This is a genomic window from Marinomonas gallaica (genome assembly GCF_001639745.1).
GTDB lineage: Bacteria > Pseudomonadota > Gammaproteobacteria > Pseudomonadales > Marinomonadaceae > Marinomonas > Marinomonas gallaica.
Map to the genome: position 1 here is coordinate 114,592 of NZ_LTAX01000006.1, position 19,710 is coordinate 134,301.

Annotated in this window: 20 protein-coding genes; 9 read left to right on the top strand and 11 right to left on the bottom strand. The window is 46.4% G+C overall.

Going from position 1 to position 19,710, the window contains the following annotated elements; genetic code table 11:
• Nucleotides 1-54 precede the first annotated feature (54 nt).
• Together AYW76_RS08055 and rnt are read right to left on the bottom strand one after the other, a co-directional pair.
• Nucleotides 55-435: a YbaN family protein gene (locus tag AYW76_RS08055; protein WP_067036572.1), complete on the bottom strand. Its 381-nt coding sequence runs from the start codon at nt 433-435 to the stop codon at nt 55-57.
• A 141-nt stretch (nt 436-576) separates the two neighbouring features.
• Complete coding sequence (gene rnt, locus AYW76_RS08060; protein WP_067036573.1) at nt 577-1,245, bottom strand: ribonuclease T; 669 nt, start codon at nt 1,243-1,245, stop codon at nt 577-579.
• 68 nt (nt 1,246-1,313) lie between these two features.
• Here rnt and AYW76_RS08065 point away from each other — a divergent pair, with 68 nt between their 5' ends.
• The 4 genes from AYW76_RS08065 to AYW76_RS08080 all read left to right on the top strand — a co-directional run bounded on the left by AYW76_RS08065 (nt 1,314) and on the right by AYW76_RS08080 (nt 5,666).
• Nucleotides 1,314-2,252 carry a flagellar protein MotY gene (locus AYW76_RS08065; protein ID WP_231872571.1) on the top strand — a complete coding sequence of 313 codons (939 nt, stop codon included), beginning with the start codon at nt 1,314-1,316 and terminating at the stop codon, nt 2,250-2,252.
• 152 nt (nt 2,253-2,404) lie between these two features.
• Entirely contained in the window at nt 2,405-3,634 is a 1,230-nt protein-coding gene (locus tag AYW76_RS08070; protein WP_067036576.1) for an argininosuccinate synthase, read from the top strand.
• A 165-nt stretch (nt 3,635-3,799) separates the two neighbouring features.
• Nucleotides 3,800-4,693 carry a ribokinase gene (locus AYW76_RS08075; RefSeq protein ID WP_067218285.1) on the top strand — a complete coding sequence of 298 codons (894 nt, stop codon included), beginning with the start codon at nt 3,800-3,802 and terminating at the stop codon, nt 4,691-4,693.
• Between the two features lie 25 nt (nt 4,694-4,718).
• Nucleotides 4,719-5,666, top strand: coding sequence for a nucleoside hydrolase (locus tag AYW76_RS08080; RefSeq protein WP_067218288.1), 948 nt, complete (start codon nt 4,719-4,721; stop codon nt 5,664-5,666).
• 41 nt (nt 5,667-5,707) lie between these two features.
• Here the strand turns inward: AYW76_RS08080 and AYW76_RS08085 are convergent, their stop codons facing one another.
• The 9 genes from AYW76_RS08085 to metG form a co-directional block, all read right to left on the bottom strand.
• Nucleotides 5,708-6,034 (bottom strand): hypothetical protein, encoded by a 327-nt coding sequence (locus tag AYW76_RS08085; protein ID WP_067218292.1) that lies wholly within the window; start codon nt 6,032-6,034, stop codon nt 5,708-5,710.
• 95 nt (nt 6,035-6,129) lie between these two features.
• Nucleotides 6,130-6,765, bottom strand: coding sequence for an endonuclease III (nth, locus tag AYW76_RS08090; RefSeq protein ID WP_067036586.1), 636 nt, complete (start codon nt 6,763-6,765; stop codon nt 6,130-6,132).
• 19 nt (nt 6,766-6,784) lie between these two features.
• Nucleotides 6,785-7,540, bottom strand: coding sequence for an electron transport complex subunit E (locus tag AYW76_RS08095; RefSeq protein ID WP_082866158.1), 756 nt, complete (start codon nt 7,538-7,540; stop codon nt 6,785-6,787).
• Between the two features lie 8 nt (nt 7,541-7,548).
• The gene (rsxG, locus tag AYW76_RS08100; RefSeq protein ID WP_067218295.1) at nt 7,549-8,166 is read right to left on the bottom strand and encodes an electron transport complex subunit RsxG; all 618 of its coding nucleotides are present in this window, start codon (nt 8,164-8,166) and stop codon (nt 7,549-7,551) included.
• A complete protein-coding gene (rsxD, locus tag AYW76_RS08105; protein ID WP_067218298.1) occupies nt 8,166-9,224 on the bottom strand; it encodes an electron transport complex subunit RsxD in 1,059 nt (352 codons plus the stop codon). Before rsxD ends, rsxG begins: the two co-directional genes overlap by 1 nt.
• Nucleotides 9,225-12,029, bottom strand: coding sequence for an electron transport complex subunit RsxC (gene rsxC / locus AYW76_RS08110; protein WP_067218300.1), 2,805 nt, complete (start codon nt 12,027-12,029; stop codon nt 9,225-9,227). It abuts the gene before it with no gap.
• Complete coding sequence (gene rsxB, locus AYW76_RS08115) at nt 12,029-12,625, bottom strand: electron transport complex subunit RsxB (protein ID WP_067036598.1); 597 nt, start codon at nt 12,623-12,625, stop codon at nt 12,029-12,031. The genes rsxC and rsxB overlap by 1 nt, the downstream gene beginning before the upstream one ends.
• A 9-nt stretch (nt 12,626-12,634) precedes the next feature.
• Nucleotides 12,635-13,216, bottom strand: coding sequence for an electron transport complex subunit RsxA (rsxA, locus tag AYW76_RS08120; protein WP_055463267.1), 582 nt, complete (start codon nt 13,214-13,216; stop codon nt 12,635-12,637).
• 240 nt (nt 13,217-13,456) lie between these two features.
• Entirely contained in the window at nt 13,457-15,502 is a 2,046-nt protein-coding gene (gene metG, locus AYW76_RS08125) for a methionine--tRNA ligase (RefSeq protein WP_067218303.1), read from the bottom strand.
• Between the two features lie 228 nt (nt 15,503-15,730).
• Here metG and apbC point away from each other — a divergent pair, with 228 nt between their 5' ends.
• The 5 genes from apbC to AYW76_RS08150 all read left to right on the top strand — a co-directional run bounded on the left by apbC (nt 15,731) and on the right by AYW76_RS08150 (nt 19,685).
• The gene (gene apbC, locus AYW76_RS08130) at nt 15,731-16,792 is read left to right on the top strand and encodes an iron-sulfur cluster carrier protein ApbC (RefSeq protein ID WP_067036603.1); all 1,062 of its coding nucleotides are present in this window, start codon (nt 15,731-15,733) and stop codon (nt 16,790-16,792) included.
• 8 nt (nt 16,793-16,800) lie between these two features.
• The gene (gene dcd, locus AYW76_RS08135) at nt 16,801-17,385 is read left to right on the top strand and encodes a dCTP deaminase (protein ID WP_067036606.1); all 585 of its coding nucleotides are present in this window, start codon (nt 16,801-16,803) and stop codon (nt 17,383-17,385) included.
• Between the two features lie 162 nt (nt 17,386-17,547).
• Nucleotides 17,548-18,744, top strand: coding sequence for a formaldehyde dehydrogenase, glutathione-independent (gene fdhA / locus AYW76_RS08140; RefSeq protein ID WP_067036609.1), 1,197 nt, complete (start codon nt 17,548-17,550; stop codon nt 18,742-18,744).
• 141 nt (nt 18,745-18,885) lie between these two features.
• Nucleotides 18,886-19,215, top strand: a complete 330-nt coding sequence (locus tag AYW76_RS08145) for a thioredoxin family protein (RefSeq protein ID WP_156489044.1) — start codon at nt 18,886-18,888, stop codon at nt 19,213-19,215.
• Nucleotides 19,216-19,232: 17 nt separating this feature from the next.
• Nucleotides 19,233-19,685, top strand: a complete 453-nt coding sequence (locus AYW76_RS08150; RefSeq protein WP_067218306.1) for a hypothetical protein — start codon at nt 19,233-19,235, stop codon at nt 19,683-19,685.
• Nucleotides 19,686-19,710 lie beyond the last annotated feature (25 nt).

Below are 19,710 nucleotides of genomic sequence, written 5' to 3' on the forward strand. Positions count from 1 at the left end.
TGATGAATTGTCGAACAATACTCAGATAGCCAAACAATTATAGGCTGTTTGACGTCATTGTGGAGGTGTCTCTTTGCGTAATGGCATGCGCAATAAGTGAATGCTGACAGCTAAACCTATGACACATAGACCAATGGTGGCCCAGAATCGCCAGACAATGAACATTGATAGGGTCATACCTGCCCACATAAAAATGAGTGCTCGATTACGGGCTTTTTTAGGGATTCCTTGGTCTGATTGCCAGTCCGAGACAATCGGACCAAAATATTTGTGGTTGAGTAGCCATTCATGGAAGCGCTCAGATGACTTTGAGAAGCACCACGCAGCAAGTAACACTAAGGGCGTGGTTGGAAGCAAGGGTAAAAAGATTCCAACAATGCCTGTAATGAGAGACATCCACCCAAAGATTAATAATGCAATTCGCTTACCCGTCATACGAAAGTTCTATCTTAATGTAGATGGCTCAGCATCAACTGGTTGAAAAATACGGCTCTGTACCGCCATGACACGCAAGATTCTGTTCAAACACTGGCTTTAGGGCCGGTATTTGAACGTCTATGGTGAGTAGTGTACGGGCTAGTTAGCTGCACCGAATAACGACTCCATCGTATCTCCTTCACTGTCAGCGACAAGGCTCCAGCCTCCTAATCGTTTCCAGCGATTGACGATCTCACAGAAAAGCTCTGCAGTTTTTTCTGTGTCATAGGCAGCAGAGTGGGCTTCAGAGTTACTGAATTCAATGCCTGCTACTTGACATGCTTTGGCCAAAACGGTTTGGCCAAAGGCTAAACCAGAAAGTGACGCAGTATCAAAGCTTGAGAAGGGGTGAAATGGGTTACGCTTGATCTCGTTGCGGTCAATGGCCGCATTTAAGAAGCCATGATCAAAAGCAGAATTATGTCCCACTAGAATCGCACGTTTACAACCTGTCGATTTCAGTTCTTTTCGAACATTTGAGAACATTTGGCTTAACGCTTCTTTTTCAGCAAGATCATCACGATCAGGGGCAAAAGGATCGATCCCAGTGAATTCTAAAGCCTCTTTTTCAAGGTTAGCGCCTTCAAAGGGTTTAATGTGAAATGACATGGTTTCATAGATATAAAGCTCGCCATTTTCATCCATTCTCAGGATGCTGGCAGCCAATTCTAGGAGGGCGTCTGTTTTTGCATTAAAGCCAGCCGTTTCGACGTCGATAACAATAGGTAGGAAGCCGCGGAATCGATCTTTGATTTCGTGATTAGACAAAAGAGAATCCTTAATTCTGCCGTATGCTCAGAAAATTAATGAGTAGTTGGCGGAAGATGATAACATACATGCTAAGTCTAGAACGAGAACTCTTAACCGTGATAGTGAAACCTTTAATCAAAACCATGCTTTTATTGGCCAGCGCTTTAGCGGCTATGAACAGTCATGCGTTGACTCGATATGAATCTGATATAGAAGAGTCAAGATGGTCCCTGTCCGGTGATATTTTTGAATGTACTTTGGCTCACCCCATTCCACACTTTGGAATTGGTGAGTTTATAAAAGAAGCTGGCGAACCAATGAAGTTTGTTTTGCATCCGCAAAATGAAAAAATTGGGCCAGGACAAGTGTATATTATTTCTCAAGCGCCAAGTTGGATACCGGGAATATCGCCTGAGACGCTGGAGATCATGCCTTATCCAGGCTATGGATTGACCGTTGAAGTGGGTGGTAAAGTCGCCGAGCAAATGTTGACGTCTCTTGATCGAGGTCGTCACCCTGTTGTAACAGGTTCTGCTTGGGAGAATGGACGTGAAAGTGTTGAAGTGGCACTTAGCAACATTAATTTTAACCCTGCCTACGATGAATTTCGGCGCTGCATGGCTAGCTTATTGCCAGTTAATTTTGAGCAAATCGCACGTACCGCCGCGTTATTCCCAACGAACGGCGTAGAGTTAACGGATCGAATTAAGCGTCGACTGGATTTGGTCGCGTTATATGTCGATGCAGACCCCACCATTGAATACATCTATATAGATGGTCATACCGACATTATTGGTTCGCGCCGAGACAATCGCGAATTGTCTAAAGAGCGTGCAGAAAGGGTGACCGAGTATCTACTTAAAAAAGGCATCGCACCTGAAAAAATTGTGTCCCGTTATCATGGTGAGCGCTACCCCGCGGCGGATAACCGTAAGAACGATGGACGTGAGCGAAACCGTCGTGTGACCATTCGTTTAGAGCGTTCAAGCAATAATGCGCAGTCACTATCAGAACCAAGCCCATAAAGACTAGGGTTTAGCGCAACTATCCTTTCTATTTTCAGGAACGCCTCTTGCTAAGCAAGGGGCGAAATTTTACACTTACCGCCTATTTTATTTTAACTGCGCGCAGTCCGTTTCAGAGGCTGTGCTGAGTCTCGTTGAGGAGAAGGAATATAATGTCTGACGTGAAGAAGGTAGTGCTAGCCTACTCTGGCGGCCTAGACACTTCAGTAATCGTGAAGTGGCTTCAAGAAGAGTATCAGTGTGAAGTGGTAACTTTTACCGCTGACTTGGGTCAGGGCGAAGAAGTAGAGCCAGCTCGCGCGAAAGCTCAAGCGTTGGGCGTTAAAGAAATCTACATCGAAGACCTTCGCGAAGAATTCGTACGTGATTTCGTATTCCCAATGTTCCGTGCGAACACAGTATACGAAGGTGAGTATCTTCTAGGTACGTCTATCGCTCGTCCACTTATCGCTAAGCGTTTGATTGAAATTGCTAACGAAACAGGTGCGGATGCGATTTCTCACGGCGCAACAGGTAAAGGCAACGACCAAGTACGTTTCGAGCTAGGTGCTTACGCGCTTAAGCCAGGCGTTCAAGTGATTGCACCATGGCGTGAATGGGACCTAACGTCTCGTGAAACGCTTATGGCTTACTGTAAAGAGCATGATATCCCAGTAGATTTCTCTAATGCTAAGAAGAAATCACCATACTCAATGGATGCTAACCTTCTGCACATCTCATACGAAGGTGATTTACTAGAAGATCCATGGGTAGGTGCTGAAGAAGATATGTGGCGTTGGTCTGTATCGCCAGAGCAAGCACCAGATGAAGCAACGATCATCGAGCTTGGCTTTGAAAAAGGTGATGCAGTTTCTATCAACGGTGAAGCAATGTCTCCAGCGACGATCCTTGAAACACTAAACAAGGTTGGTGGCGCGAACGGTATCGGTCGTGACGACCTAGTTGAAAACCGTTTCGTAGGTATGAAGTCGCGTGGTTGTTACGAAACACCAGGTGGTACCATCCTTCTGAAAGCACACCGTGCGATGGAATCTATCACGCTAGACCGTGAAGCGGCTCACCTAAAAGATGAGATCATGCCGAAATACGCGAAAGTGATTTACAACGGCTTCTGGTGGTCTGAAGAGCGTCGTATGCTGCAAGCACTGATTGACGCTTCTCAAGAATTCGTAACGGGTACCGTGCGTTTGAAACTGTATAAAGGTAACGTGATTGTTGAAGGTCGTGAATCTCCATACAGCCTATTCGACAGCACCATTGCTACGTTCGAAGACGATGCAGGTGCCTACGATCAAAAAGATGCAGCGGGCTTTATCAAGCTAAATGCTTTGCGCATGCGTATTGCAGCGCAAAAAGGTCGTACATTCCTAGACCGTAAGTAATAATCTATTGCGTGATTAGCGCTGTGCTAGTCATCAGATAATAAAAACGCCCACCTTGTAAAAGATGGGCGTTTTTTTATGCCATAAAGTCAGCTATTTTAATCGCAGTGAAAAAATGTTTTGATTGACCGTTTGGTTAAAAAATTAAATTCATGTAGGTGTTGTATGACCGTATTTAATGTCGGCTCAATAAATGTTGACCATCTCTATCAGGTTGACCATTTTGTTCGTCCAGGTGAAACCATGGGCTCGTCCAGTTATCAGCAATTACTGGGAGGTAAGGGCGCTAATCAATCGGTTGCTCTCGCCAAAGCGGGCGCGAAGGTTAAACATGTCGGAGCGATTTGCCACAGTGATACTCACATTATTGAGCAGCTACAAAGCTATGGTGTTGATACAGAATGGATCGCTAAGGTAGAAGAAACCACAGGTCATGCGATCATTCAGCTTACAGGTGAAGCTGAGAACGCTATCATCCTGCATGCGGGGGCCAACCATACGCTGACAAGTCGCCAAATAAAGAGTGTGCTCGACAATCTACAGCAAGGCGATTGGGTGTTGTTGCAAAATGAGACCAATCTCGTAGCGGAGGCGCTGCAAGCAGCTCAAGAGGCAGGCGCTAAGGTGGTGTTTAATCCTGCACCGATGGACGCTGAATTGACGCGTAAGGTATTACCTTATCTTGACCTGTTAATCGTTAATGAAGTTGAGGCCATGGACTTAGCTCAAGTGGATACGATTGAAGCGGCGGCTGAGAAACTGCCTAAGGATTACCCAGATATCGCGGTCATGATGACGCTGGGCAAAGAGGGCGTGCGTTATTTCTCGGCGCAAGAAGACATTCAAGTACCTGCTTTTGTGGTGTCAGCAAAAGATACTACTGCGGCAGGAGATACGTTTATAGGCTTCTGCTTGGCGGAGTTAAGCCAAGGGACACCAATGAAACAAGCGATGACGAAAGCATGTGCCGCCTCAGCCATTTGTGTGACGCGTATGGGAGCGGCACCCTCCATTCCCACGATGAATGAAGTAAACGACTTTTTAGCTCAACATAATTAGAACCAGAACACATAAGAGTGAACCTATGACACGTAAAATTATTATTGATACGGACCCTGGCATTGATGATGCAATGGCCATATTTTTTGCTTTTCAAGCAAAAGAGCTTGATGTGCTGGGTCTAACAACCACTTATGGCAACGTCCCTGTCGATATTGCGACAAAAAATGCCCTGATACTCACCGAGATTGCTGGTGTGGACGTGCCGGTTGTCGGTGGTGTCTCTATTCCTTCAGTCATCGCACCGCGTCCGTTCCCTGACTTTGTTCACGGTGCTGATGGCTTTGGTAACATTGATTATCCGGCACCAACGAAAACAGCTTCGGATCAAACAGCCGCCGAGTTTATTGTTGAGCAGGTGCGTAAGTACCCTGGTGAAGTCACAATTGTTGCCTTAGCGCCGTTAGGTAACCTTGCTAAAGCGCTAGAGCTGGATCCAGAGATCGCTAACTTAGTTGATGAAGTGGTATTGATGGGCGGCACGGCGGTTGAGTATGGCAACGTGTCACCTGTGGCAGAAGCGAACATCATCAACGACCCTCATGCAGCGGATAAAGTGTTTGGCGCACCTTGGCAAGTGACCATGGTGGGACTGGATGTGACTCATCAAGTATTGCTAGACAATACTATTCTAGAGCGAATCAAAGCCCAGAACCCAGAGCAGGGTAATTTCCTTTACGACTGCGCTCAATTTTATATTAAGTTTTACAGTGACCGTTTTGGTGTGGAAGGCTGCTATTTCCATGATGCATCAACCATTGCCTATCTATTAGACCCAAGCATCTTTGGTATTGAGTTGGGTGCCATTCGTGTAGCGTGTGAAGGTATTGCGTTAGGGCAGACCATCTTTGCACCACAAGGCATGGAATATCCAGAACCACATTGGGATGGTGTCCCGATGACTCAAGTTTGCATGGAAGTGGATGGCGAACGTATGTTGAAGTTGTTTGAAGACGTGATGGTCGCAGTTTAAAGCAAGGTATACGAACTTATAAAGGCGCCTCGGCGCCTTTTTTAGCTGTGTGCTTTTACAAATGTGTCGATAAAGGCGCGCTCTTTCTCTGCAATGGAGTGAAACTGCATTTGAATATAGTGTTTATCGTGCTCGTTTAAAATATCTGCTGAGGGGATGCAGATCGCTTTGATGGTTGCTTGCTTACCTTCGTGTATCGCATTCAGCTCTAGTTTTACTTTTTTTGAGCCCATCAGGCCAAATGGGGATTCTACTTCCACTAAGTTATGTGAGATGTGCGTACAGTGAATGGCAGTGCTCTTACCGTTGGTAAGGTAAAGCGTGCCTGTCCAGAAGCAGCGAACATAAGGTGAGGAGTGTTTAGTCACAGCATTATCCGTTAGAGTCAGAAATTACATCACGCGACATTATAGTGGTTTCTAGCGGGTATCACAGCGAAATTTTAGATCCACTTGATTTGAGCCTAGGAAGACGTTTTCTCTTTAAATTCGCAGAGGTCTTCAATGATGCAGGCATCACACTTTGGCTTTCTTGCGGTGCAGATATAACGCCCATGTAAAATGAGCCAGTGATGAGCATCGAGTAGAAATTCTTTTGGTAAAAAGCGAATCAGTTTGTCTTCCACTTCTAATACGTTTTTACCGGGTGCAATTTTAGTGCGATTTGAAACACGAAAAATATGTGTATCTACAGCCATGGCGACTTGGCGAAAGGCCGTATTCAGCACGACGTTAGCGGTTTTGCGGCCGACGCCGGGTAACGCTTCTAACTCAGCACGAGTTTGTGGTACCTCACTGTTATGTTTCTCAATCAACATTTGACAGGTCTTGATTGCATTCTCTGCTTTGGCATTAAACAAACCAATGGTTTTAATGTATTGCTTAAGGCCATCAACGCCCAGTGCGTACATGCTCTCTGGCGTATTCGCGACAGGGAAAAGTTTGCGTGTGGCTTTATTAACACTCACATCCGTCGCTTGAGCAGACAACAACACGGCTATCAATAGTTCAAAAGGGGAGTTGTATTCAAGTTCAGTCACTGGATTGGGATTTTCGGCACGTAATCGTGTAAAAATCTCATGTCGCTTAGCTTTGTTCACAATCCCCTCCTAGACCTGACTAATCGGTAACACGTACGCGACGAGAGACTTTTTCTTGGCCTTCTTGTGCCTTAGCAACGCGTTGTTTTTCTTTCTCGTCATAGTAGTTCTTTATGGCGATTAGAAGACCTAGGCCGATAAAGGCACCTGGCGGCAAGATGGCGAATAGAACATTTGGGTAATCGCTGAAAAACGTAATCTTCCAACCTAATGCTATGTCACCAAACAATAAGTGCATATCGCTAAATAAGGTCGCTTGGCCGATTAGCTCACGCATACCGCCTAAGACAACCAACACAAACATAAAGCCAAGCCCCATCATTAAGCCATCTACCGCGGAAGGTAATACTGGGTTACGGCTCGCAAATGCATCGGCACGACCAAGAATGGCACAGTTAGTCACGATCAAAGGAATAAAAATGCCAAGAATTTGGTACAGCTCGTAGGTATAAGCCTGCATGATTAGCTCAATACAAGTGGTAAACGAGGCAATGATCATCACGAAGGCAGGTAAACGAACCGCTTCAGAGACGTAGTTACGGATCAATGAAACGGCAATGTTTGAACCCAGTAACACCACAATAGTCGCTAAGCCAAGGCCGATGGCGTTAACAACCGTACTGGTCACTGCCAAAAGCGGACATAAACCAAGTAATTGGACTAGGGCTGGGTTGTTTTTCCAGAGGCCGTTATACAAGATTTCTTGATAATCAGGCCCCGCTGGCGCGGGATTTTCCACGGGTGTATCAGGTGCAAGTGTGTCTTGAGCGCTCATAGCAAATCCTAACGCGACAACAGCGCGTCTTGGTTCTCGTTAAAATAAAGTAATGTATTCTTAACCGCGCGCACAACAGCGCGTGGAGTGATGGTTGCGCCGGTAAACTGGTCGAACGTACCACCGTCTTTTTTGACATTCCACTGCTTCAAAGGTGTGTTCTCAAGGGATTTTCCAGCGAAGGATAAGATCCATTGAGACTTCTGTAAATCCACTTTGTCGCCCAGTCCTGGTGTTTCTTTATGGCTGATCACACGTGATCCCGTAACGACGCCATTTCGGTCGATCGCGACCAAGAGATCTAAGTTCCCGTTGTAACCACCAGGTGCGATCGTTTCAAAGATAATGGCGGTCACTTGTCCATCTTTACGAGCAATGAAGGCTGGCACCGGTTCAGATGAACCTAATAACGGATCAGCAGGTAATAGCACTTGTGCTTCGGCAAGGTTATTGTCGTAGCGGTCTGCAGGCAAAATTTCATTAAACGCAGACAGTTGTGCTTGAACGATATTATCTTCAATCGTGTGCTCGGTTAGCTGATGTGTTAATGCAATCAGACCTGCCGTTAATACCGCAAAAAGACCTAAGCCAACACTGTTTTGGCGAATTGAGGTAAAGATGTTCATTATTTTTCACCTCCAATCGTTAGGCCTTTTTTGGCTTTTTTATGACCGTAAGTACGTGGTTGAGTAAAGTAATCGATCAGTGGTGCCGCAAAGTTCATCAACAATACTGCAAACGCAACACCGTCTGGGTAGCCGCCCCATGTGCGAATCACATAAATCAAGATACCGATGCCTAAACCGTATACCAATTTACCGCGGTTACTGGTGCAAGAGCTAACAGGGTCTGTGGCGATAAAGAAAGCGCCAAGCATCACGGCACCAGACGTTAGATGGAAAATCGTCGAGGCCGCATTGTCGGGATCGAGTCCATAGAAAACATTGGCCATCAAGCCCAGTCCAGCGATCATTGCAACGGGCGTGTGCCAAGTAATAATACGTAGCCAGATCAATAGCAAGCCGCCGGCTAAGTAGGCTAAGTTGACGTACATCCAGCTCACTAGGTTCGCAGATTGCAAGCCGGCAATAGAGGCGTAGGCTTCGGAGCTCATCAGGCCATCTTTATGCTTAAAAGCGTCCAGAGGCGTTGCCATCGTGTATGAATCAATGGTTGGTAAACTACCAAAAATAGCCGCTAAGCTATCACTAAAGCTTGGTACAGCGCCAGCTTGAATAATCTCAGAAGCGCCAATCCACTGTGTCATCGGAACAGGGAAGGAGACCAGACAAATCGCGTAGCCCACCATGGCTGGATTGAATGGGTTGTTGCCCAAACCACCGTAAACTTGTTTCGCGAATATCACCGAGAATGACACCGCAGTCACGGTTAACCACCAAGGTACGGTAGGCGGAAGTGCCAGAGCTAAGAGGACAGCGGTTAATAACGCACTGCAATCACTTAGAGAGAAGCCGATTGGGCGATTGCGCAGTTTCAAAATAAAGGCTTCGCTGAGCAATGCCGTCAAGCAGGCAATAACAAGGTTAATCAAAGTACCGTAGCCAAATAGATACGTCTGTGTGATTAAGCCCGGTACGGTAGCCAATATCACCATTTGCATGACCCAAGATGTGCGACGGCCTGCTCGGTGAGTATGGGGCGATGTAATACGCAATAATGACATTTAGCGATTCTCTTGCGTGTTAGTTAATTGTTCGAGTTTAGCTTCTTCGTCTTGCTGTGTTTTTTCAGCAGCCGCTAACTCCTGTTGCAATGATTCAACCTCAGGGTCTGCTGCCAGCAGTCGCTTTAGTTTATTAACCTGTGCTTTGGCGAGTGCCGCGGCCACTTTTTGTTTCTTCAGGCGTTCTTTGAACTCAGCGCTTTGCTCGTTTGCTTGGGCTTCGGGTTGTGCGCTCGCAGTGCCATTCTGAAGGGCTTGCTCCAGCTCATCAGCATGAGCTTTGGCTTTTTCAACTTGTTGCTCAAGACTTGAGGTGTCTTCAGAGTTCAGTTCTTTGGCTTTTAAGAGCGCTTTTTCCGCTTTTTTGAGCGACGCTTTGGCGATCGCTGCGTCAATTTTAAGCTTACGAGTCGCATCTTCGTCTGTGGCTTGAGCTTTGCTTTTGGCAGGTTCGGCTGTCACAGGCACATCCAATGCGGCCAGTTGCGCCTCGGCGTCTTTGAGTGTTTTTTCAAATTCAACCGCTTTACCTTGAAGCTCACTGTTTTGCGGGTCTTCTGCTAATTGCTTTTGAATCTTTTTAAGTTTGGTGCTGGCCAACGCAACATCCACTTTAGCTTTTTTGTAGTCATCTGACATGGCTGGCTTTTTAGCCGGTGGTGTTTCAGGTACCGGATTGTTATCGAGTGATGATAAACGAGCTTCAGCTTCTTTTAAGGCTTTCTCGAAATCGGCCGCTTTGGTTTTTAGCTCTTCGTTATCGGCATCCTCTGCAAGCTGCTTTTGGACTTTCTTCAGTTTAGTGCTCGCAAGCGCGACATCGACTTTGGCTTTCTTTGCCTCATCGCTAAGCACAGGTTTCGCCACTGTTGCAGGTTTTGTGTCGTTACCGCCTAGTTTTTCAAAGGCTTCTTGGGCGATTTTTAGATCTGCTGAAAAGCCTGAAACTTTGGCTTTAAGTTCGGCGTTATCTGGATCTTCTGCAAGTTGCTTCTCTGCCTTTTTCAATTTGGTGCTGGCGAGAGCGACATCAACTTTGGCTTTTTTAGCCTCATCACTCATTACAGGAGCCGTGGCTTTTTTAGTCGGTGCAGCAGGAGCGCTAGCAACTTTCGTTTCCAGTTCACTAATGTCTTTTTTGGTTTCGTCTACTTGAGTTTGCAGTGCACTGATTTCTTCCATGTGCTCTTTTTCTTGTGCTTCAAGTAACGCCTTTTCTAATTTTTTCAGTTTCGCTTTGGTAATGGCTAAATCTATCTTCGCTTTTTTAGCTGCTTCGTCTACCGCGGGCGCAGCAGGCGTTGGTGTTTCTGGCGCTGGCTTAGCAGGCTTTTTCGCGGCAGGTTTTGCAGCAGAGGCACTCTGACGAGCCAAACGCTTGGCTTCTTTTTCAGCTGCTTCGGCTTCTTGACGCGCTTTACGTGCCTCAAAGCGTTGCTTCGCAATGTCTGACTTCACAGCGGCTTCGCGTGCTTCACGGATTTCCGATTTGCTGTGACGGTAGTACTGAACCAACGGAATGCTGCTAGGGCAGACGTAGGAACAAGCACCGCATTCAATACAGTCGAACAGATTGTAGTGTTCTGCTTTTTCATGTTCTTGGCTTTTCGCAAACCACAGCAGCTGTTGTGGCAACAGGCTAGCTGGACACGCTTGTTCACACATGCCGCATCGGATGCACGCTTGCTCAGGGGCTGGCTGAGGTAGCTCTTTTTTGGTTGCCGCCAAAACGCAGTTGGTGGTTTTGACAACAGGAACGTCACTGCTGTCTAGAGTAAAGCCCATCATCGGCCCCCCCATGACAAGGCGAGTGAGTTTTTTATCTTGTAAGTCCGCGTAGTCAAGCAAATGGCTGATCGGTGTGCCAAGCAAGACTTCTACGTTTTGCGGTGCTTTAAGCGCATCGCCTGTGAGCGTTGTGAAACGAGTAATGAGAGGGCGACCATGTTTAATGGCTTCATAAACGGCCACACAGGTGCCAACGTTTTGACACAAAATGCCGATGTCGGCAGGGTATTGTCCACTCGGTACTTCTTTTTCAGTCAGTAATTGGATCAGTTGCTTTTCGCCACCAGAAGGATATTTGGTCGGTACAACCGCGACTTGAATAGAGCTTTGGCGCTCTTTTAAAAGCTTTTCTAAGGCGGCAATGGCCGTTGGCTTGTTGTCCTCAATACCGATAACAACATGTTTGGCTTCGACCAAATGTTGCAAAATCTCAATGCCAAGTATCAGCTCAAGCGTTTTCTCACGGATCAGCATGTCGTCCGCGGTAATGTAGGGTTCACACTCAGCGGCGTTAATAATGAAGTGGGTTAATGGGTGCTTGTGCGCACCTTGCAGCTTAACTTGAGTTGGAAAGCCAGCACCGCCCATGCCGATGATGCCTTTCTCTGCTAAAAAGGTAAGTACATCGGTTTTGCTAATGTCACGCCAGTTTTCAAGAGGCTCCAGCTCAATCCACTCATCCGCTTGGTCTGGCGTCAGAATGATACACATGTCGCTTAGCCCAGATGGATGGGCGACAGGTCGAGATTCAATCGCACTGATTTGACCTGAAGTAGGGGCGTGTAGAAAGCTCGATAAGAAGCCATTATTAATGGCAATCGCTTGGCCTTTTTGAACGCGATCGCCAACATTGATTAACGGGCGTGATGCTTGACCGATGTGTTGACCAAGAGGCAGAACAAGCTCACTTGGCAAGCTTGGTTTGCCTAACGGCAATGCCAGTGATTGCGCTTTATTTTCTGGTGGATGAATGCCACCATGAAATGCATATACGGGAGGATTAGACTGCTTAGCCATTAGTGAGTAACCTCCGTTTGACGATCTGAGGCAATGATTTGTGCAGGTGCGATGCCCACACCTTGTGGTTTTTCCCACGACCAAGTACGTGATGTCACGCCAACTTCAACCATATCAATACAATCTACAGGACAAGGCTCGACACATAGGTCACAGCCCGTACATTCATCTGAAATAACGGTGTGCATTTGTTTTGCCGCGCCCAGAATAGCGTCCACAGGACACGCCTGAATACATTTTGTGCAGCCAATACATTCGTCTTCACGAATAACAGCTACTTTCTTAATAGGCTCTTCTGCTTCACCGCCATCTAACGGTATTGCTTCCACATCGAGAAGATCAGCTAACGCCTGAACCGTCGCTTGGCCACCCGGAGGGCAACGGTTGATGGCTTCGCCATTAGAGATGGCTTCCGCATAAGGGCGGCAACCAGGATGACCACATTGGCCGCACTGAGTTTGTGGCAAAATGGCGTCGATTTGGTCAACAATCGGGTCCCCTTCCACATGGAAACGAACGTTGGCATAGCCAAGGATTGCACCAAACACGAGAGCAAGTGCAACTAGAATGCCGATGGCGAGTAATACAGTAAACATAAGCGGCTCCTAGATTTGTACCAGACCAGTGAAGCCCATAAATGCCAGTGCCATTAGGCCTGCGGTAATCATACCGATGGCAGAGCCTTTAAAGACAACGGGCACATCAGCCACGTTAATACGCTCACGCATGGCAGAAAACAGCACCAATACAAATGAGAAACCAACCGCTGCCCCGAAGCCATAAAGGATCGATTCAACAAAGCCATTCTGTTTCGAGGTGTTTTGCAGCGCGACACCCAATACAGCACAGTTGGTCGTAATCAAAGGCAGAAAAATACCGAGTACGCGATAAAGTAGCGGGCTGGTTTTGTGTACGACCATTTCTGTGAATTGCACCACGACGGCTATTACCAGAATGAAAGAAATTGTTTTCAAATATTCGAGACCAAAAGGCTCAAGAATAAATTCGAACGTAAGGTAACTGCATAAGCTCGATAGCGTCAGCACGAACGTTGTCGCCATGGCCATGCCAATAGAGGTTTCTAGCTTACTAGAAACGCCCATAAAGGGGCAGAGGCCAAGGAATTGTACCAATACAAAGTTGTTTACCAGTATGGTACTGACGAGTATTAAGAGATATTCGGTCATCTCGCGTCCAATAAATACAGTGGGTGTTTATGGATAAAAAGAGCAGCCGTCTAAAAATAGTTCGGCTGAGCATAACTATACCAAGCTGCTTATAACTAACAAGACTAAAGCGCTGCCTAATTTAGTTTATTTTAGAATATGAATAGCACTCAGCAAGTATAAATTTTTTTAATCACTTAACGTGATAACACCGCCCACAGGTGAGTAAGCGGTGTTATCAGTGCTGAATGATCAAGCCGCTTACATGACGCGTTGGCCGGGCTTAGCTCCATCATGCGGTTCAAGCAAATAGATCTCTTCGCCGCCAGGTCCTGCTGCTAAAACCATACCTTCTGATAAGCCGAATTTCATTTTACGTGGTGCTAAGTTAGCCACCATGATCGTTAGCTTGCCTTCTAGGTCTTCTGGTTTGTAGGCGGACTTAATGCCGGAGAACACTGTGCGCGTTTCACCACCAAGGTCTAACGTCAATTTCAAAAGCTTGTTGGCTTTCTCAACGTGTTCGGCTTTGGCGATTTTCGCAATACGCATGTCTACTTTAGCGAAATCATCGAAATTAATTTCTGCTGCGATCGGTTCTTTGCTTAGCTCAGTTTCTTCAGCTGGCGTAGATTCAGCGGCTGGTGTTTCTTTGGCCGCTTCTTCTTTGCCTTCTTCGATCATTGCATCAATTTGTGCCGCTTCAATACGTGGCATCAAAGCTTTGAATTTGTTTACAGTTTTGCCGAAAAGAAGCTCGACACGATTGTCCCATGTCAGTTCTTTGTTTAAGAAACCTTCGGCATCTGCCACCATGTCTGGCATAACCGGTTTCAGGTAGGTGGCTAAAATAGCGAATAGATTGAGTGACACAGTACAGATCTCTTGAACCTGAGGCAAAGTGTCTTCGCTTTTCGCTTTTACCCAAGGCTCTTCATCAGCAATGTAGGTGTTAGCTATGTCTGCAAGACGCATGATTTCACGCATTGCCTTACCGTATTCACGCGTTTCGTAAAGATCAGCGATCAGATCACCCGCATCGATGAACTCTTGAATCATGGCTTCTTGTGCTGGCGCTGCTTGCAGTTGGCCATCAAACTTCTTGTTAATAAAGCTGGCCGTACGGCTGGCAATGTTTACGACTTTGCCAACCACATCAGAGTTCACACGTTGTACAAAATCTCCAAGGCTAAGATCGATATCGTCAACACGAGAGTTTAGCTTGGCAGCAAAGTAATAGCGTAGGTACTGAGGGTCTAAGTGGTTCAGGTAAGTACGTGCTTTGATAAATGTGCCACGTGACTTAGACATTTTCTCACCATCAACGGTGACATAGCCATGCGCATTGACTGCGGTTGGAGTTCGGTAACCCGCGCAATCTAACATTGCAGGCCAGAACAAAGCGTGGAAGTTAATGATGTCTTTGCCGATGAAGTGATATAGCTCTGCGTCAGAATCTTTGTTCCAGTAGTCGCCAAATTCTAAGCCTTCAGTACGATCACAAAGATTTTTGAAGCTCGCCATGTAACCAATCGGCGCATCTAGCCAGACGTAGAAGTATTTACCCGGTGCATCAGGAATTTCAAAACCGAAGTAAGGTGCGTCACGGCTAATGTCCCATTCGTGCAGCTCAGAATCCAGCCATTCAGCTAGTTTGTTCGCGACTTGGTCTTGGAGTGTGCCGCTGCGCGTCCATTTTTGTAAGAAGGCTTGGTACTCAGGCAGTTTGAAAAAATAATGCTCAGATTCTTTTTCAACCGGTGTTGCACCAGAGTAAACCGAACGCGGGTTGATCATTTCCATCGGCGTGTACGTTGCAGAACAGACTTCACAGTTATCGCCGTACTGATCTTCGGCCTTACATTTAGGGCAGGTGCCTTTAATAAAACGATCCGCTAAGAACATTTCTTTTTCTGGGTCATACGCTTGAGTAATTGAGCGCACAGAAATTTTGCCATTATCGCGACATGCTTTATAGATGGCTTCAGAGAACTCACGATTTTCTGGAGAGTGAGTCGAGTAATAATTGTCATAGCCAATGCCGAAATCTTTAAAATCGGCCATGTGTTCTTGGCGCACGCCTTCAATCAACTCTTCGGGCGTGATGCCATTTTGATCGGCCTTGATCATAATCGCAGTGCCGTGTGCATCGTCGGCACAGACGGCCGTACATAGATTGCCGCGAAGCTTTTGGAAGCGAACCCAAATGTCAGTTTGAATGTGCTCCAGCATATGACCCAAGTGAATAGAGCCGTTGGCATAGGGAAGGGCACTGGTAACTAGAATTTTTCGTTGCGATTGAGCCATTATGAATAAGCCTGCTGGAAATAAAGTGTAAGCGAATAAACGACGCTCCGTGTCGTTGAAAGTTAAACGGAGCGAATTGTATGTACTAATATAAGCGCGACATTATAAGTGGACGTGCTTAACGTGCAAGCATCAGGCTTGCTTTTCCGCATTTTGCCCCCACAATCGGCTTCATAGAAAGAACATATGAATAAGTAGACGCTTAAAAGTCTATTCCTAGGAGAAAACATGTCTGTATCACCTCAGGTGTTAGCGCAACTGTCAGCGTTAGTCGACCTTAACACGAACAAGCCTTATGGCGATGTTTGGCAAGTGGAAGAAAATGCATCCGGTTTGGCGGTTATTGCTACGTTACCTTACCCTGCACAAACGGAACGCGATGCGTTGCAGCAGCGTATTGAAGAGGCGTTGGAGCAAAGTGTGACCTTGGTGCTTCAGCAAGATGTAAAAGCTGCGTCTACGCAAGGCGCTGCCGCGAGCATGAAAGGTGTTAAGAACATTATTGCCGTTGCGTCAGGAAAAGGGGGGGTTGGTAAATCAACGACCACGGTAAACCTAGCATTGGCGATGGCCCGTGAAGGCGCAAAAGTCGGAATTTTAGATGCGGACATTTACGGCCCGAGTCAAGGCCTGTTGTTAGGCTTTGCGGGTGATACCCGTCCAGGTGTGCGCGATGAAAAGTTTTTTGTACCGCCCATGGCGCATGGCCTTCAAGTCATGTCGATGGCGTTTCTGACGACCAGCGAAACACCCATGGCATGGCGTGGTCCTATGGCAACGGGCGCGTTGATGCAAATTCTAACGCAAACTGAGTGGGACAATTTAGACTACTTGTTCGTGGATATGCCACCGGGTACGGGTGATATTCAGCTAACGCTGTCGCAAAAAGTGCCTGTTGCTGGCTCTGTTGTGGTGACGACACCGCAGGATATTGCTTTGCTGGATGCTCGTCGTGGTATCGAGATGTTTAACAAGGTGAATATCCCTGTACTGGGTGTTGTTGAAAATATGTCGACACACATTTGTTCAAACTGTGGCCATGCAGAAGCAATTTTTGGCGAAGAAGGTGGTAAAGCGTTGGCGGCAGAATACGGCGTAGAAGAGCTGGGGAAATTGCCGCTAAGCTTGTCGATTCGCAAGCTGGCTGATGCCGGTAAGCCTACAGTGTTGAGTGAGCCTGATTCTGATACTGCGATGATTTATCAGTCGATTGCGCGCAAGGTTGGTGCTACTCTTGCGGCCCGTTCTGAACAGTTCTCAATGCCGACAATTGGCATGAGTGATGATTGAGGTAAACCATGCGATTGTGTGACCGTGACATTATCCAAGCACTAGACGATGGTGTCATTTCCATTGAGCCCCGCCCTGATAACAGTGTTATTAGTGGTGTATCTTGTGATTTGCGCCTAGGAAACTCATTTCGAGTATTTCAAGGGCATCCTGCGCCTTTCTTAGATCTAAGTGGCCCAAAAGCAGATTTAAATGCCGCGATTGAGTCGGTAATGAGTGAAGAAATTATTGTCGATGCAGACAAACCTTTCTTTATTCATCCTGGTGAGTTGGCGTTGGGAGTGACAATGGAATCGGTCACTTTACCTGATCACTTAGTAGGTTGGTTAGATGGCCGTTCTTCTTTGGCGCGATTAGGGCTAATGGTTCATGTTACTGCGCACCGGATTGATCCAGGCTGGAGTGGTGGTATCGTTCTAGAATTCCTCAATGGTGGTAAATTACCTATTGCGTTGCGACCTGGTATGACCATTGGTGCGATCAATTTTGAAACCATGTCTGGCCCAGCAGATCGTCCCTACAATAAACGTGATAATGCTAAGTACCGTGGGCAAAACTCTGCTGTTGGAAGCCGAATTAGTGGCGATCAGTAAGAGTTTTAGCTAGTCTATCGGGACGAAAGTGGTTAAAAAAGATACAGATGTCGTAAATGCGCAGCTTAACGGCGGTATTCGGCATCTGTTTTTTCGGTCATAGGGCTACTTTCTCTGGTGCAATTCATAGAATAATAACCACATTCAGTTAAGGAGTACTTTATGTCTCAACCGTCTAACCGTGGCGTCGTATACAAAGGCCCAGGCAAAGTCGCTGTAGAGTCTATCCCTTTCCCAGAGCTAGCGCTTGGTGATCGTAAATGTAACCACGGTGTTATCCTGAAAGTTCTTACAACTAACATTTGTGGTAGTGACCAGCACATGGTTCGTGGTCGTACTACTGCTCAAGAAGGTTTGGTTCTTGGCCACGAAATCACGGGTATTGTCCTTGAAAAAGGTGGCGATGTTGAATTCCTAAACGTAGGTGACATCGTATCTGTACCATTTAACATCGCTTGTGGTCGTTGCCGCAACTGTAAAGCTGGCATGACTGGTATCTGTCTTAATGTAAACGGCGACCGCGCTGGTGCTGCTTACGGTTACGTAGATATGGGCGGCTGGGTCGGCGGTCAGTCTGACTACGTAATGGTTCCTTACGCAGACTTCAACCTATTGAAATTCCCTGATGCTGACCAAGCAAAAGAGAAGATCCAAGACCTTACACTATTGTCTGATATCTTCCCTACTGGTTTCCACGGCTGTGTAACAGCAGGTGTTGGCCCAGGTTCTACTGTATACATCGCAGGTGCAGGCCCAGTAGGTCTAGCAGCAGCGGTTTCTGCTCAGCTTCTAGGTGCAGCGTGTGTCATCGTTGGTGACATGATCGAAGATCGTCTAGCTCAAGCACGTAGCTTTGGTTGTGAAACAATCGACCTACGTGAAGAAGGCGACATGGAAGACAAACTAGAAGTCATTCTAGGTGAGCGTGAAGTGGATGCATTTGTTGACTGTGTAGGTTTTGAAGCACACGGTTGTGGCTGTAACGCTGGTAAAGAAGCACCAGCGACAGTACTTAACTCTGCAATGACAATCACTCGTGCGGGTGGCCAAATTGGTATCCCTGGTCTTTACGTGACTGATGATCCAGGTGCAGAAGACGAAGAAGCGAAAGTAGGTGCACTAAGCATGCGCTTCGGTTTGGGTTGGGCTAAGTCTCACTCTCTTCACACTGGTCAGTGTCCAGTAATGAAGTACCACCGTGCCCTAATGCAAGCGATTCTTTTCGATAAAGTTAAGATTGCTGACGCTGTAAACGTACAAATGATCTCTCTTGATCAAGCTCCTCAAGGTTACGCTGACTTTGATGGCGGCGCTGCGAAGAAATTCGTTATGGACCCACATGGTGAGTTCGTAGCGTAATAGTTCGCTTCGTAATCTCAAAAAGCCACGCATATGCGTGGCTTTTTTGTTTCTAGTGCCGCAAAATTTTTGTACTTTGTATTAAACTGAATACAGCCATCTTAGTGTTATAACTGCTTAATTAGCCATAGGTAACGCATTATGAATATTGTAATGGGCTTTAACGCAACTCACAGTGATGAAATGATTGAACTGTCGGAATTAGAAGCGATTGAGGAAGACGTTCTGCTTGAGTTTGGTACGCCTTGGTGTGGTCACTGTAAACGTGCTCAAAAGGTTCTAGAGCCAGTTATGAATGACTTTACAGATGTTGCCCATGTCAAAGTGTTAGATGGCAAAGGTAAGCGCTTAGGGCGTCAGTTTCAGGTGAAGCTATGGCCAACTCTTATTTTAGTTCGCAGAGGTAAAGAAGTGGCTCGCGTTATACGTCCTGAGACAGAGAGAGAGCTGCGTCAGTTATTAATTGATTAGTTTGGCAAAGGCACATTATGAAACAGTATAAATATACCGTATTAGGAGCAATCCTTGCGGGTGTCGTTTTTTTACTCACCGTTCTGTTAGACGTGGAATTATTTGAAAAATTGATCTTTTGGCTTAATGAGTTAGAGCACCTTGAAATAGATGAGCTGATCATTCCTGCATTGATTTTCATGGTGTTTTTCGTCATTGACTTGGTTCGTCGTAGTAAAACGAATCAGTTAAACAGCGAAAAATTAAAAATCTATCGTGCGATGGTAGCGTCTACGCATCACGTTTTAAATAATCTTTTGAATCAAATGCTGTTTGTTAAAATGAAGGCAGAAGACACGCCAGGTTTTGATCCAAAGGTTCTGAAAATATACGATACCATTGTCGATGATGCGAAAAGTCAGATTGAAGCACTTAGCAACGTCACCGAAGTAAATGAAGACAACATTACAGACTCTGTTCGTCCCAAATAACCTCTTTCGAGATGCCCCGTTCCAT

Excerpts from the sequence above, each read along its gene's own strand:
- AYW76_RS08095 (WP_082866158.1), bottom strand. The coding sequence starts at position 7,540 with ATGAGCGCTCAAGACACACTTGCACCTGATACACCCGTGGAAAATCCC.
- AYW76_RS08075 (WP_067218285.1), top strand. The coding sequence starts at position 3,800 with ATGACCGTATTTAATGTCGGCTCAATAAATGTTGACCATCTCTATCAG.
- AYW76_RS08065 (WP_231872571.1), top strand. The coding sequence starts at position 1,314 with ATGCTAAGTCTAGAACGAGAACTCTTAACCGTGATAGTGAAACCTTTA.
- metG (WP_067218303.1), bottom strand. The coding sequence starts at position 15,502 with ATGGCTCAATCGCAACGAAAAATTCTAGTTACCAGTGCCCTTCCCTAT.
- fdhA (WP_067036609.1), top strand. The coding sequence starts at position 17,548 with ATGTCTCAACCGTCTAACCGTGGCGTCGTATACAAAGGCCCAGGCAAA.
- rsxD (WP_067218298.1), bottom strand. The coding sequence starts at position 9,224 with ATGTCATTATTGCGTATTACATCGCCCCATACTCACCGAGCAGGCCGT.
- rsxG (WP_067218295.1), bottom strand. The coding sequence starts at position 8,166 with ATGAACATCTTTACCTCAATTCGCCAAAACAGTGTTGGCTTAGGTCTT.
- apbC (WP_067036603.1), top strand. The coding sequence starts at position 15,731 with ATGTCTGTATCACCTCAGGTGTTAGCGCAACTGTCAGCGTTAGTCGAC.
- AYW76_RS08070 (WP_067036576.1), top strand. The coding sequence starts at position 2,405 with ATGTCTGACGTGAAGAAGGTAGTGCTAGCCTACTCTGGCGGCCTAGAC.
- AYW76_RS08080 (WP_067218288.1), top strand. The coding sequence starts at position 4,719 with ATGACACGTAAAATTATTATTGATACGGACCCTGGCATTGATGATGCA.
- AYW76_RS08145 (WP_156489044.1), top strand. The coding sequence starts at position 18,886 with ATGAATATTGTAATGGGCTTTAACGCAACTCACAGTGATGAAATGATT.
- AYW76_RS08150 (WP_067218306.1), top strand. The coding sequence starts at position 19,233 with ATGAAACAGTATAAATATACCGTATTAGGAGCAATCCTTGCGGGTGTC.
- dcd (WP_067036606.1), top strand. The coding sequence starts at position 16,801 with ATGCGATTGTGTGACCGTGACATTATCCAAGCACTAGACGATGGTGTC.
- AYW76_RS08055 (WP_067036572.1), bottom strand. The coding sequence starts at position 435 with ATGACGGGTAAGCGAATTGCATTATTAATCTTTGGGTGGATGTCTCTC.
- rsxB (WP_067036598.1), bottom strand. The coding sequence starts at position 12,625 with ATGTTTACTGTATTACTCGCCATCGGCATTCTAGTTGCACTTGCTCTC.
- rsxC (WP_067218300.1), bottom strand. The coding sequence starts at position 12,029 with ATGGCTAAGCAGTCTAATCCTCCCGTATATGCATTTCATGGTGGCATT.
- rsxA (WP_055463267.1), bottom strand. The coding sequence starts at position 13,216 with ATGACCGAATATCTCTTAATACTCGTCAGTACCATACTGGTAAACAAC.